Origin of the sequence: Streptomyces sp. NPDC088794 (assembly GCF_044750545.1) — a bacterium.
Lineage (GTDB): Bacteria > Actinomycetota > Actinomycetes > Streptomycetales > Streptomycetaceae > Streptomyces.
In genome coordinates this window covers 914,843-931,753 of the sequence record NZ_JBIVKB010000001.1, presented here as the reverse complement: position 1 = coordinate 931,753, position 16,911 = coordinate 914,843, and the positions used below count along the sequence as shown (strand labels likewise).

Here is a 16,911-nt window from a genome sequence, read left to right as displayed (position 1 = left end):
GTGCGTACGTCTATTGCAACTGTCTCCCTCAGCGGCTCCCTCACCGAGAAACTTGCCGCTGCCTCCCGGGCCGGGTTCGACGGCGTCGAGATATTCGAGAACGACCTGCTCGCCAGTCCGCTCACGCCCGAGGAAATCAGGGGACGGTGCTCCGACCTCGGGCTCACCGTCGACCTCTATCAGCCGATGCGGGACATCGAAGCCGTCCCCGCGGAAGAGTTCGCGCGGAATCTGCGGCGTGCCCGGCACAAGTTCGAGGTGATGCGGCGGCTCGGTGCCGACACTGTGCTCGTCTGCTCCAGCGTGTCCCCGTTCGCGGTGGACGATGACGACTTGGCTGCCGAGCAGTTGAGTCAACTTGCCGATCTTGCGCAGGACTTCGGGATCCGTGTCGCCTATGAGGCGCTTGCCTGGGGTCGGCACGTCAGTACGTATGACCATGCCTGGCAGGTAGTCGAGGCCGCCGGACACCCGGCCCTCGGTACCTGTCTCGACAGTTTTCACATCCTCTCCCGCGGCTCCGATCCCAAGGGCATCGAGGACATCCCGGGGGAGAAGATCTTCTTTCTCCAGCTCGCCGACGCCCCTTTGCTCGCCATGGACGTGCTCCAGTGGAGCCGTCACTATCGCTGCTTCCCGGGGCAGGGTGGCTTCGATGTGGCAGGGCTCGTGGGGCACGTGCTGCGTGCCGGGTACACAGGCCCGCTCTCCCTCGAGGTCTTCAACGACGTCTTCCGTCAGGCCGAGGCCGGTCCGACCGCCGTGGACGCGCACCGCTCGTTGCTCGTCCTTCAGGAGGCCGTCGGGGTGGCGGAGTTGCCCGCGCCCGTCGTCCCCACGGGCATTGCCTTCGCCGAGTTGGTCACCGCCGACGCCGAGCCGGTCTCGGCGGTTCTCGGTGCTCTCGGGTTCGCGCGCGCCGCGCGGCACCGGAGCAAGCCGGTCGATCTGTGGCAGCAGGGGGACGCCCGGGTGCTCGTCAACACCGGGTCGGCCGCCCGCCGCGACGGTACCGGTCTCGCCGCGATCGGTCTCGAGTCGCCGGACCCCGAGGGTGCCGCCCGCCGTGCCGAGGCGCTGCTGGCGCCGGTGCTGCCGCGGCGGCGGGCGCGCGAGGACACGCCCCTCGAAGCCGTCGCCGCTCCCGACGGGACGGAGTTGTTCTTCTGCGCGACGGGCCGGCCCGAACTGTCCGACTGGCGAGCCGACTTCGAGGACGTCCAGCACACTCCACCGGCCTCGGACGTCCGTCGTATCGACCACCTCGCCCTCACCCAGCCCTGGCACCACTTCGACGAGGCCGCGCTCTTCCATCAGGGCGTCCTCGGTCTGGACGCCCAGGAGAGCGTGGACGTGGCCGACCCGTACGGGCTGCTGCGCAGCCGTGCCGTCACCGGCGGCGATGTGCGGATCGCCCTGTCCGTCGGTGCTGCGCCCGCCGACGACACGGTCCACGCCCAGCACATCGCCCTGGACACGCTGGACGTGGTGGCCGCGGCACGCCGGTTCCGCGCGGCGGGCGGGCTGCTGCTGGAGATGCCGGCCAACTACTACGACGACCTGGCCGCCCGGTTCGAGTTCGCCGACGGCGAGTTGGCGACGTACAAGGAGCTGGGCATCCTCTACGACCGTGACGTGTACGGGGAGTTCAGGCACTGTTACACCCGCACCGTCGGCCGTGTCTTCTTCGAGCTGGTCCAGCGGGACGGGGGCTATCGGGGGTACGGCGCGGCGAACGCGCCGGTCCGGCTGGCCGCCCAGCACACTGCTCGGCGGCTCACTGGCGGCTGACGCTCCTGGTCACGCCCGCGATGACCGTCGTGGCGAGGATCCAGCCGGTGATGATGAGGACGTAGGACAGCGCCTGGTAGCCGCCGCGTGGGGCGAAGGCGCTCTCCTGGCCGAAGGAGATCACCGGGAGGAGCAGGTCGAGGGTGTAGAACACCGCGTTGAAGGGAGGGGCCTCGGACGGCTTCAGCGCGGGCGGGTTGTGCAGGCCGTACGCGATCGAGCCCGTGGCGAGCAGGGAGAGCAGCCAGATCGCCGCGCGGAGCGGGCGGAAGCCGTAGCCGACGGTGACTTCCTGGAGGTGGCCCCAAGTGCGCCCGTACCAGGGGAGCGTGGCGCGATGGCGGAGCTGTTTGGCGAGTTGGACCTCACGGGCCGCCCGGTCGTCGCCGATGCGCCGGTAGGCGGCGGTCAACTGCTCGTAGGCGTACGGAACATAGCCTTCGCCGTCCCGTTCCAGCATCGGGAGGCGCTGGTCGGCGGGCAGGTGCGGGGTGAGCGTGGTGAAGCTGAGGTTGTTGAGACGTACCTCGGTCGGCAGCACCTCCGGGCCGAAGCTGAGGACGTCGATGTGCGCCCGGCGGAGGTTGAGGACTCCCTCGACGCGATCGCCGCCGTACAGCCATAGCTCCCCGATGACGCTGCTGCTGGCCCGCAGTGCCGTGCCGCCGGGGTGCGACAGGTGTGAGCGGGACAGGTCGAGGCGGCCGGCTATGCGGGCGCCGCGAAGTTCGATACGGCCGCACGCGCGCAGTCTGCGAGCGTGTACATCGGCGTTCGCGTCGAGTGCCTCGGCGCTGAAGGCGGTGCCGCCGGGGTTGTGGAACTCGGCGTTCTCCAGATTCACCTTGCCGGCGACCGTGGCGCCGTTGAGCCGTGTCTCGCCGTACACGCGCAGCCCTGCGGCCATGAAGTCGTGGCCGATGGCGGCCTGGTTGAGCTGGAGCGCCGGCACCTCGGCGTCCGGAGCCCTGATCTCGGCTTCCTTCAGGAAGACCGCACCCGATGTCTGTATCCCACCCAGCTTCACCGGTCCCCGGGTGCGGCAACGCGTCAGCCGCAGGGGGCTGTCGATCCGTGCGTTGCCGAGGGCGAGGGCCGGGAAGACGGAATCCCTGAGGTTGAGTGCGCGCAGCCGGGAGCTGTGCAGTTCGAGAGGCTCGTCGAAGTGGCAGTGGACCAGCCGGACGGCATGATCGACCACGGCGTGGATGAGGTTCAGCATCCCCGTGACGCGGGCGCCCGAGAGGCTGAGACCCGGGACCTCGCCCTCCTCCTGCGGTGTGCTGAGCAGAAGTGCCTTGAGCACCAGGGCGCGGACCGTGCGTTCCGGTCCCCACTCGGTCCCCGTCGCGGCGTCCTCGTCCGTCGACTCCCGGAAGTCCACGGATTCGCCCCGGGGAAAGGCCCGCCACACCCGCAGTTCGGCCGGTGTCAGATCAGTGATCTCCATCAGCGGTGACTCTGACCCGGCCCGCGTGAGCTGTCAACACCCCGTTGTGAGCGTGGAGTTGTGCAGACGGCCCGGGCCGTGACGCCAACGCGTCGGCCCGGGCCGTTGTCGAGTACAGGGCTACGCCCTGGCGTTCCACTCCGCGATCACCGGGCGGTCGTGCTCGGTCGACAGGCGGCTGACCGTGCCCGTCGACAGTTGGAACAGCCGGCCCTCCGCGGGCGGCAGGCCCAGGCGGCGGGCCGTCAGGACGCGCAGGAAGTGGGCGTGCGCGACGAGGATCACGTCGCCGTCGGCGAGGGCGGGGTCCACGCGGGACAGGACCCGGTCGGCGCGGGCGCCGACCTCGGCCGGGGACTCGCCGGGGTGGCCCTCGGGGCCCGGCGGGACGCCGTCCAGCCACAGGTCCCAGCCGGGGCGGGCGCGGTGGATGTCGACGGTGGTGACGCCCTCGTAGGCGCCGTAGTCCCACTCGTGCAGGTCGGGATCCGGTACGGACCCGGTCAGGCCCGCGAGTTCGGCGGTGCGTATCGCGCGGCCTAGCGGGCTGGTCAGGGCGAGAGCGAAGGTCCGCCGGGAGAGGAGGGGAGCGAGCGCCTTGGCCTGCTCCTCACCGTGCTGGGTGAGGGGCAGGTCGGTCCAGCTGGTGTGCTGGCCCGACACGCTCCACTCCGTCTCGCCGTGGCGGACCAGGAACAGGTCCCCCACGGCGGGCCTACTTCGACTCGACGGCGTGACCGCCGAACTGGTTGCGCAGCGCCGCGATCATCTTCATCTGCGGCGAGTCGTCCTGGCGGGACGCGAACCGCGCGAAGAGCGAGGCCGTGATCGCGGGCAGCGGCACGGCGTGGTCGACGGCCGCCTCGACGGTCCAGCGGCCCTCGCCGGAGTCCTGCGCGAAGCCCTTGAGCTTGTCCAGGTGCTCGTCGTCGTCCAGGGCGTTGACCGCGAGGTCCAGCAGCCAGGACCGGATCACCGTGCCGTCCTGCCAGGAGCGGTACACCTCGCGGACGTTGTCCACCGAGTCGACCTTCTCCAGCAGCTCCCAGCCCTCGGCATAGGCCTGCATCATGGCGTACTCGATGCCGTTGTGGACCATCTTGGAGAAGTGCCCGGCACCGACCTTGCCCGCGTGGACATAGCCGTACGGGCCCTCCGGCTTGAGCGCCTCGAAGATCGGCTGGAGCCGCTCGACGTGCTCCTTGTCGCCGCCGACCATCAGGGCGTAGCCGTTCTCCAGGCCCCACACGCCACCGGAGACACCGGCGTCGACGAAGCCGATGCCCTTGGTCGCCAGCTCCTTCGCGTGCTGCTCGTCGTCCGTCCAGCGGGAGTTGCCGCCGTCCACGACGACGTCACCGGCCTCCAGCAGGCCGCCGAGCTCGTCGACCACCGACTGGGTGGCCGCGCCGGCCGGCACCATCACCCAGATGGTGCGGGGCGCTTCGAGCTTCTCGACCAGTTCGGTGAGACCGCTGACGTCGGAGACCTCCGGGTTGCGGTCGTAGCCGACGACGGTGTGGCCCGCGCGGCGGATGCGCTCGCGCATGTTGCCGCCCATTTTGCCGAGACCAATCAAGCCGAGCTGCATGTCAGTTCACTTCCTTCAGGTCGCGGTAGGCGGCCACGAGTGCGGTGGTGGAGGGGTCGAGGCCGGGGACGTCCGCGCCTTCGGTCAGGGCGGGTTCGACGCGCTTGGCGAGCACCTTGCCGAGCTCCACGCCCCACTGGTCGAAGGAGTTGATGTTCCACACGGCGCCCTGCACGAACACCTTGTGCTCGTAGAGGGCGATCAGCTGGCCGAGCACCGACGGGGTCAGCTCGCGGGCCAGGATCGTGGTCGTGGGGTGGTTGCCCTTGAAGGTGCGGTGCGCGACCTGCGCCTCGGGCACACCCTCCGCGCGGACCTCCTCGGCGGTCTTGCCGAAGGCGAGGGCCTGGGTCTGGGCGAAGAAGTTCGCCATCAACAGGTCGTGCTGCGCCTTGAGTTCGTCGCTCAGCTCGGCCACGGGCCGGGCGAAGCCGATGAAGTCCGCCGGGATCAGCTTGGTGCCCTGGTGGATCAACTGGTAGTACGCGTGCTGCCCGTTGGTCCCGGGCGTGCCCCACACCACCGGGCCGGTCTGCCACTCCACCGGCCGGCCGTCGCGCTGCACCGACTTGCCGTTGGACTCCATGTCCAGCTGCTGGAGGTACGCGGTGAACTTGGAGAGGTAGTGGCTGTAGGGCAGCACCGCGTGCGACTGGGCGTCGTGGAAGTTGCCGTACCAGACACCCAACAGGCCAAGGAGCAGCGGGGCGTTGGACTCGGCGGTCGCGGTGCGGAAGTGGTCGTCGACGATCCGGAAGCCGTCGAGCATCTCCAGGAAGCGGTCGGGACCGACGGCGATCATCAGCGAGAGGCCGATCGCGGAGTCGAACGAGTAGCGCCCGCCGACCCAGTCCCAGAACCCGAACATGTTGTCCGGGTCGATGCCGAACTCGGTGACCTTGCCGGCGTTCGTCGACAGCGCCACGAAGTGCTTGGCCACCGCCTTGTCTCCCCCACTCTCAACTTCGTTCGAGCGGGAGGGGCCCCCATCTCCGAGGCCCGCGAGGAGCCAGGAGCGGGCCGAAGTGGCGTTGGTGATCGTCTCGATCGTGGTGAAGGTCTTGGAGGCGACGATGAACAGCGTTTCCGCCGGGTCGAGGTCGCGGGTGGCCTCGTGGAGGTCGGCGCCGTCCACGTTCGACACGAAGCGGACCGTCAACTCCCGTGCGGTGAACGCCCGCAGGGCCTCGTAGGCCATCGCGGGGCCGAGGTCGGAGCCGCCGATGCCGATGTTGACGACGTTCTTGATGCGCTTGCCGGTGTGCCCGGTCCACTCGCCGGAGCGGACGCGGTGCGCGAAGTCGCTCATCTTGTCGAGGACGGCGTGCACGGCCGGCACGACGTTCTCGCCGTCGACCTCGATCACCGCGTCGCGCGGGGCGCGCAGTGCGGTGTGCAGGACCGCGCGGTCCTCGGTGGAGTTGATGTGGTCGCCGCGGAACATGGCGTCGCGCCGCCCGAACACGTCGGTGGCGGTGGCCAGTTCCTGGAGCAGGGCCAGCGTCTCGTCGGTGATCAGATGCTTGGAGTAGTCGATGCGCAGGTCGCCCACGCGCACGACGTACCGCTCGGCGCGTCCGGGGTCCGTCGCGAACAGCTCGCGCAACTGCGGCTGTCCCTGGGCGCGGTGGTCCTCGAGTGCCGCCCACTCGGGGCGCCGGTCCAGCGTCGGGGAGTCAGACATGAGAGGGGGTCTCCTTGGTGGCCTCGCCCCGCAGGGCGATGGCGTACATCTCGTCGGCGTCGAGGCGCCTGAGCTCCTCGGCGATGAGTTCGGAGGTGGGGCGTACCTTCAGGGCGAGGGTGCGCGGCGGCTGGTCCGGCAGGGTCAGCGTGGCCAGCGGGCCCTCGGGTCGGTCGATGACGATCTCGCCGCTCGTGGTGCCCAGGCGCACGGCCGTGACCACGGGGCCCGCGCTCTCGACCCGGTCGACGGACACCTTCAGGCGGGCCTCCAGCCACCGGGCGAGCAGCTCGGCCGCCGGGTTGTCCGCCTCGCTCTCCACGGCCGCCGAGATGATCGGCATCCGGGCCTGGTCCAGGGCCGCCGCCAGCATCGAGCGCCACGGTGTCAGCCGGGTCCAGGCCAGGTCCGTGTCACCGGGCGTGTAGGCGCGGGCCCGTCCGGCCAGCGCCTCCAGCGGCCGCTCGACCGCGTACAGGTCGGTGATCCGGCGCTGGGCGAGGGCGCCCAGCGGGTCCTTGGCGGGCACCTCGGGCGCGTCCGCCGGCCACCACACGACCACCGGGGCGTCCGGCAGCAGCAGCGGCAGGACGACCGAGTCGGCGTGGTCGGACACCTCGCCGTAGGTGCGCAGCACGACCGTCTCGCCGGTGCCGGCGTCGGCGCCCACCCGGACCTCGGCGTCCAGGCGGGACGTCGTACGGTCGCGGGGCGAGCGGGCGAGCCGCTTGATGACGACCAGGGTGCGCGAGGGGTGCTCGTGCGAGGCCTCCTCGGCCGCCTTGATCGCGTCGTAGGCGTTCTCCTCGTCCGTGACGATGACCATCGTCAGGACCATGCCCACGGCAGGGGTGCCGATGGCGCGGCGACCCTGCACCAACGCCTTGTTGATCTTGCTTGCCGTGGTGTCGGTCAGGTCGATCTTCATGGCCTGCGCCAGCTCCGTCCGTCTCGTGCGAGCATCTCGTCGGCTTCCTTCGGCCCCCAGCTGCCCGAGGGGTACTGAGCGGGTTTACCCTGCTTCGCCCAGTACTCCTCGATCGGGTCGAGGATCTTCCAGGACTCTTCCACTTCCTGGGGACGCGGGAACAGGTTGGCGTCACCCAGCAGCACGTCAAGGATGAGCCGCTCGTACGCCTCCGGGCTGGACTCCGTGAAGGACTCGCCGTACGCGAAGTCCATGGAGACGTCCCGGATCTCCATCGAGGTACCCGGCACCTTGGAGCCGAAGCGGACCGTCATGCCCTCGTCCGGCTGGACGCGGATCACGATGGCGTTGGCGCCCAGTTCCTCGGTGGCCGTGGAGTCGAAGGGGGAGTGCGGGGCGACCTTGAAGACGACCGCGATCTCGGTGACCCGGCGGCCCAGGCGCTTGCCGGTGCGCAGGTAGAAGGGGATGCCCGCCCAGCGGCGGTTGTCCACCTCCAGCTTGACGGCCGCGTAGGTGTCGGTCTTCGACTTGGGGTCGGTGCCCTCCTCCTGGAGGTAGCCGGCCACCTTCTCGCCGCCCTGCCAGCCGGTCGCGTACTGCGCCAGCACGGTGTGCTCGCCCAGGTTCTCCGGCAGCCGCACCTGCTTGAGCACCTTGAGCTTCTCGGTGAGCAGCGACTCGGCGTCGAAGGCGATGGGCTCCTCCATGGCGGTGAGCGCCATGAGCTGCAGCAGGTGGTTCTGGATGACGTCACGGGCGGCGCCGATGCCGTCGTAGTAGCCGGCCCGGCCGCCGATGCCGATGTCCTCGGCCATCGTGATCTGCACGTGGTCGACGTACGAACGGTTCCAGATCGGCTCGTACATCTGGTTGGCGAAGCGCAGCGCCAGGATGTTCTGGACCGTCTCCTTGCCCAGGTAGTGGTCGATGCGGAACACCTGGTCCGGCTCGAACACGTCGTGCACGAGCGCGTTCAGCTCCCGCGCGCTCGCCAGGTCGCGGCCGAACGGCTTCTCGATGACCGCGCGCCGCCAGGACCCCTCGGGCGCGTTCGCCAGACCGTGCTTCTTGAGCTGCTTGACGACCTTGGGGAAGAACTTCGGCGGTACGGAGAGGTAGAAGGCGAAGTTGCCCCCGGTGCCCCGGGAGGCGTCCAGCTCCTCGACGGCCGACTTGAGCTGCTTGAACGCCGTGTCGTCGTCGAAGTCGCCCGGGATGAATCGCATCCCCTCGGCGAGCTGCTGCCACACCTCTTCGCGAAACGGGGTGCGGGAGTGCTCGCGCACGGAGTCGTGCACGATCTGCGCGAAGTCCTCGTCCTCCCAGTCCCGGCGGGCGAACCCGACCAGGGAGAAGCCCGGCGGCAGCATGCCGCGGTTGGCGAGGTCGTAGACGGCCGGCATCAGCTTCTTGCGGGACAGGTCGCCGGTGACGCCGAAGATGACAAGGCCGGACGGGCCGGCGATGGTGGGCAGCCGCCGGTCGCGCGCGTCGCGCAGCGGGTTCGCCCAGTCGATGGCGGGACTCTCGGTCATTCTCCGTCGACCCCTTCGCTGTTCAGGGACTTCGTCACGGCGTCCAGCAGGTCCTGCCAGGCCGCCTCGAACTTGGCCACGCCCTCGTCCTCCAGCTGCTTGACGACCTCCTCGTACGAGATCCCGAGCCGCTCGACGGCCGCGAGATCGGCGCGTGCCTGGGCGTAGCCGCCGGTGACCGTGTCACCGGTGATCACGCCGTGGTCCGCCGTCGCCTTCAAGGTGCCCTCCGGCATCGTGTTGACGGTGCCCGGCGCGACCAGCTCGTCCACGTACAGGGTGTCCTTGTACGCCGGGTCCTTCACCCCGGTCGAGGCCCACAGCGGACGCTGCTTGTTGGCCCTCGCGCCGGCGAGTGCGGTCCAGCGACCGCCCTGGAATACATCTTCGTACGCCTCGTAGGCGAGGCGCGCGTTGGCCAGTGCCGCCCGGCCCTTGAGGGCGAGGGCCTCGTCGGTACCCAGGACGGTCAGGCGCTTGTCGATCTCGGAGTCGACGCGGGAGACGAAGAAGGAGGCCACGGAGTGAATGGTCGAGAGGTCGAGGCCCTTGGCGGCGGCCTTCTCCAGGCCGGCCAGGTAGGCGTCCATGACCTCGCGGTAGCGCTCCAGGGAGAAGATCAGCGTGACGTTGACGCTGATCCCGAGGCCGATGACCTCGGTGATGGCGGGTAGGCCCGCCAGGGTCGCCGGGATCTTGATCATGACGTTCGGGCGGTCGACCAGCCAGGACAGCTGCTTGGCCTCGGCGATCGTGGGCGCCGTCTCGTGGGCCAGACGGGGGTCGACCTCGATGGAGACCCGGCCGTCCCGGCCGCCGGTGGCGTCGTACACGGGCCGCAGCACGTCGGCGGCGGCGCGCACGTCGGCGGTCGTCATCATCCGTACGGCCTCGTCGACCGTCACACCGCGGACGGCGAGGTCGGCGAGCTGCTCCTGGTAACCCTCACCCGTGCCGATCGCGGCCTGGAAGATCGAGGGGTTCGTGGTGACGCCCACGACGTGCTGCTTAGCTACGAGTTCGGCCAGGTTGCCGGACTCGATCCGCTTGCGCGACAGGTCGTCCAGCCAGATGGAGACGCCCTCGTCGGACAGGCGCTTGAGGTTGTCCGCGGACGCGGTTGCATCGGTCACAATGATCATCTTCTTTCTGGCGAACGGATCAACCGCGCGCGGCGGCGAGGGATTCCCGGGCTGCCGTGGCGACGTTCTCGGGGGTGAAACCGAACTCGGCGAAAAGGGTCTTTGCATCGGCGGAGGCGCCGAAGTGCTCGAGGGAGACGATGCGTCCTGCGTCACCTACGAACCGGTACCACGTGAGACCCACACCCGCCTCGACGGCGACACGGGCCTTCACGGCCGGCGGCAGGATCCGCTCGCGGTACTCCCGCGGCTGCTCCTCGAACCACTCCACGGACGGCATCGACACCACGCGCGTGCCGATCCCCTCCGCCTCCAGCCGCTCACGCGCCTCGACCGCGAGGTGGACCTCGGAACCGGTGGCGATGAGGATCACGTCGGGCGTGTCCTTGGAGGACTCGCGCAGGACGTAGCCGCCCTTGGCCGCGTCCGGGTCCGGCGCGTAGGTCGGCACACCCTGCCGGGTGAGGGCGAGGCCGTGCGGGGCCGGGTCGGTGGCGTGCCGCTTCAGGATCTCGGCCCAGGCGATCGCGGTCTCGTTGGCGTCGGCGGGACGGACCACGTTCAGACCCGGGATCGCGCGCAGTGAGGCGAGGTGCTCGACCGGCTGGTGGGTCGGCCCGTCCTCGCCGAGACCGACGGAGTCGTGCGTCCAGACGTAGGTCACCGGGAGCTGCATCAGCGCGGCCATGCGGACGGCGTTGCGCATGTAGTCGGAGAACACCAGGAAGGTGCCGCCGTAGATGCGGGTGTTGCCGTGCAGCGCGATGCCGTTCATCTCGGCCGCCATGGAGAACTCGCGGATGCCGAAGTGGATCGTACGGCCGTACGGGTCGGCGCCGGGCAGCGGGTTGCCCTCGGGCAGGAACGACGACGTCTTGTCGATCGTGGTGTTGTTCGAGCCGGCCAGGTCGGCGGAGCCGCCCCACAGCTCGGGCAGCACCCCGCCGAGCGCCTGGAGCACCTTGCCGGAGGCGGCCCGGGTCGCGACGGAGGCGCCCTCCTCGAAGACGGGCAGGACGTCTTGCCAGCCCTCGGGCAGCTGCCCCGCGACGATCCGGTCGAACAGGGCGGCCCGCTCGGCGTTGGCGCCGCGCCACTTGTCGAGCTGCTTGTCCCAGGCCGCGTGCGCCTCCGCGCCCCGGTCCAGGGCGGTGCGGGTGTGGGCGAGGACGTCGTCGGCGACCTCGAAGGACTGCTCCGGGTCGAAGCCCAGCAGCCGCTTGGTCGCGGCCACCTCGTCGGCGCCGAGCGCGGAACCGTGGGAGGCCTCGGTGTTCTGCGCGTTCGGGGCGGGCCAGGCGATGATCGTGCGCATCGCGATGATCGAGGGCCGCCCGGTCTCGGCCTGCGCGGCCTTCAGTGCCGCGTACAGGGCCGCCGGGTCGATGTCGCCGCCGAGCGCCGGCTCGATCCGCTGGACGTGCCAGCCGTAGGCCTCGTAGCGCTTCAGCACGTCCTCGGAGAACGCGGTGGCGGTGTCGCCCTCGATGGAGATGTGGTTGTCGTCGTAGAGGAAGACCAGGTTGCCGAGCTTCTGGTGGCCGGCCATCGAGGAGGCCTCGGCGGAGACGCCCTCCTCCAGGTCGCCGTCGGAGACGATCGCCCAGATGGTGTGGTCGAACGGGGAGGTGCCCTCGGGGGCCTCGGGATCGAACAGGCCGCGCTCGTAGCGGGCGGCCATCGCCATGCCGACCGCGTTGGCGACGCCCTGGCCGAGCGGGCCCGTGGTGGTCTCGACGCCGGCGGTGTGTCCGTACTCCGGGTGACCCGGGGTCTTGGAGCCGTGCGTGCGGAAGGCCTTGAGGTCGTCGAGACCCACCTCGTATCCGGCGAGGAAGAGCTGGGTGTAGAGCGTCAGCGAGGTGTGGCCGGGGGAGAGGACGAAGCGGTCACGGCCCGTCCACTCCGGATCCGCCGGGTCGTGACGCATCACCTTCTGAAAGATCGTGTATGCGGCGGGGGCCAGGCTCATCGCGGTGCCCGGATGCCCGTTGCCCACCTTCTGCACGGCATCGGCCGCCAGGACCCGGGCCGTGTCGACGGCACGCCGGTCGAGTTCGGTCCATTCGAAGCTGTCCGGTGTCTGCGCGCTCATCGTCCTCATCTTCAAGAAGTCCTCGATCGGAGCGGGGTAGCTGGTCTGACGCGTTCAAAACTAAAAGTCTGACTTTTTAGAGGGAAGGTCCCTGTGTGTCAGCCTGTGGTGAAAGTGGGACACGGACAGCGCGATCGAGGCGGCACGAGAAGGACATGGCGGACAGAACCATCCAAGGTGGCGACGGTGAAGGCGGCGTGGACGCCATCCGAACGTTTCCCTTCCCGGTCGAGCTGAGTGTGTGCGGGGTCGGCATGCAGGTCGGGCCGATGGGCACCGACCGCACCTGGCACGCGGATGCCCCGCTGCACCGCGTCCACCGCATCGACTTCCATGTCGTGATGCTCTTCGACGAGGGACCGGTCCGCCACATGATCGACTTCGACGAGTACGAGGCGACGGCCGGCGACATCCTGTGGATCCGCCCCGGCCAGGTCCACCGCTTCGCACGGGACGACGAGTACCGCGGCACCGTCCTGACCATGCAGCCCGGCTTCCTCCCGCGCGCCACGGTCGAGGCGACCGGCCTCTACCGCTACGACCTGCCGCCCCTGCTCCGCCCCGACGCCCCCCAACTGGCCGCCCTGCGCTCGTCCCTGGCCCAGCTCCAACGCGAGTACGAGGACACGACCACGCTCACGCTGAGCCTGCACACCTCGATCCTGCGCCACTCGCTGACCGCGTTCCTGCTCCGCCTCGCCCATCTCGCGGCCACGTCCGCGGAGGCGGCCCGCGGACAGGCCGACACGACGTTCACCCTCTTCCGGGACGCCGTCGAGCAGGGCTTCGCCACCAACCACAGCGTCAGCGCGTACGCCGACGCCCTCGGCTACTCCCGCCGCACCCTCGTCCGCGCGGTCCGCGCCGCCACCGGCGAGACCCCCAAGGGCTTCATCGACAAACGCGTGGTCCTGGAGGCCAAGCGCCTCCTCGCCCACACGGACCTGCCCATCGGCCGTGTCGGCGCGGCGGTCGGCTTCCCCGACGCGGCGAACTTCTCCAAGTTCTTCCACCAGCACACGGACCTGACGCCGGCGGGGTTCCGGGCGGAGCTGCGGTAGCGGCCGGGCCCGCGGGTGCCCCTTGCGATGCCCCGCGCACGACGATGCCCCCGCGAGCAGGACCGGATCTCACCGGCCTCGCGGGGGCATTGCCAACGGGTGCGTCAGTGCCCGAAGTTGAACCAGTTGACGTTCACGAAGTCGGCCGGCTGGCCGCTGGTGAAGGTCAGATAGACATCGTGCGTCCCCGTGACCGAGCTGATGTTGGCCGGGATCGTCCGCCAGGACTGCCAGCCGCCCGTGTTGGCGAGGGCGAAGCTGCCGATGGGTGTGCTGGTGCGGCTGTCGAGGCGCACCTCGACCAGGCCGCTCACGCCGGAGGCGGCACCGCTGGCCACGCGCGCGACGAACTGGGTGGCCGCCGTGGAGCCGAAGTTGACGCCCTTGTACTGCGCCCAGTCGCCGTTGGCGAGCGAACCGATGTCCTGGCCGCCGCCGGTGTCGGTGGTCGTCTCGGGGACCGTGCCGGACTGGCTGTCGTAGGACTCGGCCTGGATGGCGCTGTAGGCATCCCGGTTGCCGGTCGGCGGAGGCGTGGTACCGCTCCCACTTGCCGACAGGACCTGGACGTAGTCGACGACCATCGGCACGCCGGACTGCGTGTCGCCGTCGAGGCCGCCGCCGAACGCGTCCGGGAAGCCGCCGCCCATCGCCACGTTCAGGATCAGGAAGAAGCCGTGGTTGGTGGCGTTCGCCCAGGTGGTCGCGTCCACCTGACTGGCCGTCACGGTGTGGTAGTTGACGCCGTCGACGTAGAAGCGGATCGCCTCGGGGCTGACCGAGCGGTCCCACTCCATGGAGTAGGTGTGGAAGCCGGACTGGCAGGTCGTGTTGGGGCAGGCGACCGAATTGCCGATGCCCGTCGTCTCGTTGCACGGGCCGCCCGGGCTGGTGCCGCAATGCAGGGTTGCCCAGACCTTGTTGAGGCCCTGGACGTTCTCCATGATGTCCAACTCGCCCACACCGGGCCAGTTCTGGTAGTTGCCGCGGTAGGGGGCGCCCAGGGCCCAGAACGCCGGCCAGTAGCCCTCGGCCGCCGTGCCGGTGACGTTGGGCATCTGGATGCGGGCCTCGACGCGCAGCTTGCCGCCGGCCGGGGGCTGGAAGTCGGTCCGGGTGGTCTCGATGCGGCCCGAGGTCCACTGTCCTGCCGCGTTGCGCACCGGGGTGATGCGCAGGTTGCCGGAGCCGTCGAGCGAGACGTTGGTGGTGCTGTTCGTCATCGTCTCGACCTCGCCGGTGCCCCAGTTGGCGGGGCCGCCCGGATATGAAGTCCCGGTGTCGTACTGCCAGTTGGAGGTGTTCACGCCGGTGCCGGCGGTCCCGTTGAAGTCGTCGAGGAAGACCTGCGACCAGCCCGCCGGGGGCGTGGGCGCGGAGGCGTTCGCGGGGAGGCTGGCGGCCGTGGCGAGAGCGGCCGCCAGACCGATCGTGGAGAGTACGGCGACGAGGGCCCGGCGGCGTCTGGGTATTCCGGAGGGTGCACTCATGGGGGTGCCTCTCGGGTACGGAGTGAGGTGGGGTGCGCGGGTGTCCAAGAGCCTTTGAGAGCGCTCTCAGAGGTGGGGTCAATGTGCCCTCAGGTACTCCGGTCGTCAAGAGTTGAAGCAGGGAAAGTCCTTGCGGACGGGGCGAGTTCACCCGATGAAGGACCGTATGGAAGGTATGGGTGCGAGGCGGCCGCGGGCCGCGGCCGCCTCGGCCCGGGTCAGTTCAGCGGAGCGGGCGCCGGGGTGCCGTAGAACGTGATCGGCGGCCAGCCCTTGGTGGCCGCGAGTTCGTTGAGCGCCTCGGCGATCTCCAGCGGGGAGATGACGTGGGCCGCCGATGCGTCGCTCACTCCGACGCTGAACTTGATCGTGAGGTCCCCGTTCATATCGTCCTGAACCAGTTGGGAGTTCCCGCTGAAGAGCGTCCCGTTGGGGAAGTCGGTCGATGTGGTTTCCGCGGTCTGTTCCGCCTCCGCGGCCTGGGCCGGCTGGGCCGCCGCCGCGCCACCGAGCACGGCGCCGGCGGTGGCCGTACCGGAGTATCCGAGCAGGGAACGTCTTGAGATTCTGGACAAAGTACCCCCTCCTTCACGGCCGCGCGGGTGCCTCCCGGGGCCGTCGGCCGATCGTATGCACGGTCGATCACGGCGAGGGGCTGAACGAGATCGTCCGCTCGTGGATGACCTGGGCGAGACCGGCCTCGTGCGAAGGGCGGGGCCTAAATAGCGCTGCCCGCCTTCCAGTTGGCCCACGACATGTTCCAGCCGTTGAGGCCGTTGGACGGTTCCACCGTCTTCTCGCCGGAGTTCTTGACGATGACGACGTCGCCGAGCATCGAGCTGTCGTAGAACTTGTAGCCGGGCACCGAGGTGTCGTTCGCGCCCTTGGTGTCGTGCAGGCCGACGCAGCCGTGGCTGGTGTTCTGGTGGCCGAACACCCCCGTGGACGCCCAGTAGTTGCCGTGCACGAAGGTGCCGGAGGTGGTCAGGCGCTGGGCGTGCGGGACGTCGGAGATGTCGTACTCGTCACCGAGGCCGACCGTCGAGGACTCCATGCGGGTCTGCTTGAACCGCTCGCTGATCACCATGATCCCGGACCAGGTGGTGTGGTCGGAGTCGCCGCCGGAGACGGGGTAGGTGGCGTGGGTCGCGCCGTCCCGTTTGACCACCATCTCCTTGGTGGACAGGTCGACCGTGCTGATCTGCTCGCGGCCGATGTGGAAGGTGACGTCCTTCGACTGGACGCCGTAGACGCCGTCGGAACCCTCGACGTCCTTCAGGCGCAGGCTGAGCGTGATCGTCGTGCCGGACGCCCAGTACGTCTCGGGGCGGAAGTCGAGCCGGGTGTCGCTGAACCAGTGGCCGACCACCTCGACGGCCGGCTCGGCGGTCACCGTGATCGCCTTCTGGACGGCGGCCCGGTCCGCCACGGCGTGCGTGAAGTTGAGCGACACCGGCATGCCGACGCCGGAGGTGGTGTTCGCCTCGGGCGTGAAGTAGCCGACGAAGGTCTCGCCGGGCGCCTTGGTGGTGAAGGTCGAGGTCTGCTCGGACGCACCCTGGGCCGTCGCCGCGACGGTGTACTTCGTACCCGAGTACGGGTTCTTCGTGGACGTCCACTTGGTCTTGGCGTCGTTGAGCGAGCCGGCCAGCGTGGAACCGTCGTTTCCGGTGACCTCGACCGAGGCGAGGGTGCCGTCGGTCACGGTGACCTCGACCGGGCTCGCGAAGTCGGCCTTCTTGGTGCCGTCGGCCGGGCTGACCGTGATGGTGGGCCGCTTCGTGGCCGAAGCCGAGGCCACGCCCGACGCGGCGGCCTTCGTGGTGTCGTCCTCCGAGGCGCCCGCCGAGCTGCACCCGGTCAGGACGACGGCAGGCACCGCGCCGAGTGCGGTGAGCACCCCGCGGCGGGACCACCTCGCCGACTGCTGCTCGGACCGGTTCGATATGTGCGATGCGCCCACGGCAGGCCTTCCTGAGAAATCCACCTTGCGGGTGCATCCTGCGCCGCGGACATGGGTTGATCCTTTGAATCCCCGGGCCGCTCCCTGAGATTCCTGTGAGGACAGGGTGAGAGAAGGCCTGAAAGCACGGTTGTGGGGGCGGCAGGGTTTGTGAACAGAGTATGAACGGCCCGGCCGG

Annotated in this window: 13 protein-coding genes; 2 read left to right on the top strand and 11 right to left on the bottom strand. The window is 69.7% G+C overall.

Features of this window, described 5'->3' with window-relative positions:
• Complete coding sequence (locus ACIP6U_RS04180) at window positions 1-1,791, top strand: TIM barrel protein (protein ID WP_401712630.1); 1,791 nt, start codon at window positions 1-3, stop codon at window positions 1,789-1,791.
• On the opposite strand, the gene ACIP6U_RS04175 is transcribed toward ACIP6U_RS04180, so the two are convergent.
• From ACIP6U_RS04175 to tkt, 8 genes are all read right to left on the bottom strand, one after another.
• The gene (locus tag ACIP6U_RS04175) at window positions 1,778-3,241 is read right to left on the bottom strand and encodes a membrane-associated oxidoreductase (protein ID WP_401712627.1); all 1,464 of its coding nucleotides are present in this window, start codon (window positions 3,239-3,241) and stop codon (window positions 1,778-1,780) included. The genes ACIP6U_RS04180 and ACIP6U_RS04175 overlap by 14 nt on opposite strands.
• A gap of 120 nt (window positions 3,242-3,361) precedes the next feature.
• The gene (locus ACIP6U_RS04170) at window positions 3,362-3,949 is read right to left on the bottom strand and encodes a histidine phosphatase family protein (RefSeq protein ID WP_401712624.1); all 588 of its coding nucleotides are present in this window, start codon (window positions 3,947-3,949) and stop codon (window positions 3,362-3,364) included.
• 7 nt (window positions 3,950-3,956) lie between these two features.
• Window positions 3,957-4,832, bottom strand: coding sequence for a phosphogluconate dehydrogenase (NAD(+)-dependent, decarboxylating) (gene gnd, locus ACIP6U_RS04165; protein ID WP_401712621.1), 876 nt, complete (start codon window positions 4,830-4,832; stop codon window positions 3,957-3,959).
• A gap of 1 nt (window position 4,833) precedes the next feature.
• Entirely contained in the window at window positions 4,834-6,516 is a 1,683-nt protein-coding gene (gene pgi, locus ACIP6U_RS04160; RefSeq protein WP_401712619.1) for a glucose-6-phosphate isomerase, read from the bottom strand.
• A complete protein-coding gene (gene opcA / locus ACIP6U_RS04155; protein ID WP_401712617.1) occupies window positions 6,509-7,444 on the bottom strand; it encodes a glucose-6-phosphate dehydrogenase assembly protein OpcA in 936 nt (311 codons plus the stop codon). Before opcA ends, pgi begins: the two co-directional genes overlap by 8 nt.
• A complete protein-coding gene (zwf, locus tag ACIP6U_RS04150) occupies window positions 7,441-8,982 on the bottom strand; it encodes a glucose-6-phosphate dehydrogenase (RefSeq protein WP_401712614.1) in 1,542 nt (513 codons plus the stop codon). The genes opcA and zwf overlap by 4 nt, the downstream gene beginning before the upstream one ends.
• The gene (gene tal / locus ACIP6U_RS04145; protein WP_401712611.1) at window positions 8,979-10,124 is read right to left on the bottom strand and encodes a transaldolase; all 1,146 of its coding nucleotides are present in this window, start codon (window positions 10,122-10,124) and stop codon (window positions 8,979-8,981) included. The genes zwf and tal overlap by 4 nt, the downstream gene beginning before the upstream one ends.
• Window positions 10,125-10,143: 19 nt before the next feature.
• Window positions 10,144-12,219, bottom strand: coding sequence for a transketolase (gene tkt / locus ACIP6U_RS04140; protein ID WP_401712608.1), 2,076 nt, complete (start codon window positions 12,217-12,219; stop codon window positions 10,144-10,146).
• 155 nt (window positions 12,220-12,374) lie between these two features.
• Here tkt and ACIP6U_RS04135 point away from each other — a divergent pair, with 155 nt between their 5' ends.
• A complete protein-coding gene (locus ACIP6U_RS04135; protein WP_401712605.1) occupies window positions 12,375-13,280 on the top strand; it encodes a helix-turn-helix domain-containing protein in 906 nt (301 codons plus the stop codon).
• A 104-nt stretch (window positions 13,281-13,384) separates the two neighbouring features.
• Here ACIP6U_RS04135 and ACIP6U_RS04130 read toward each other — a convergent pair whose 3' ends face one another.
• The 3 genes from ACIP6U_RS04130 to ACIP6U_RS04120 all read right to left on the bottom strand — a co-directional run bounded on the left by ACIP6U_RS04130 (window position 13,385) and on the right by ACIP6U_RS04120 (window position 16,733).
• Complete coding sequence (locus tag ACIP6U_RS04130) at window positions 13,385-14,770, bottom strand: glycoside hydrolase family 16 protein (protein ID WP_401712603.1); 1,386 nt, start codon at window positions 14,768-14,770, stop codon at window positions 13,385-13,387.
• A gap of 218 nt (window positions 14,771-14,988) precedes the next feature.
• Window positions 14,989-15,345 carry a twin-arginine translocation signal domain-containing protein gene (locus tag ACIP6U_RS04125; protein ID WP_401712600.1) on the bottom strand — a complete coding sequence of 119 codons (357 nt, stop codon included), beginning with the start codon at window positions 15,343-15,345 and terminating at the stop codon, window positions 14,989-14,991.
• Between the two features lie 143 nt (window positions 15,346-15,488).
• On the bottom strand, window positions 15,489-16,733 hold the full coding sequence (locus tag ACIP6U_RS04120; RefSeq protein ID WP_401712598.1) for an Ig-like domain-containing protein: 1,245 nt from the start codon (window positions 16,731-16,733) through the stop codon (window positions 15,489-15,491).
• Between the last annotated feature and the right edge of the window lie 178 nt (window positions 16,734-16,911).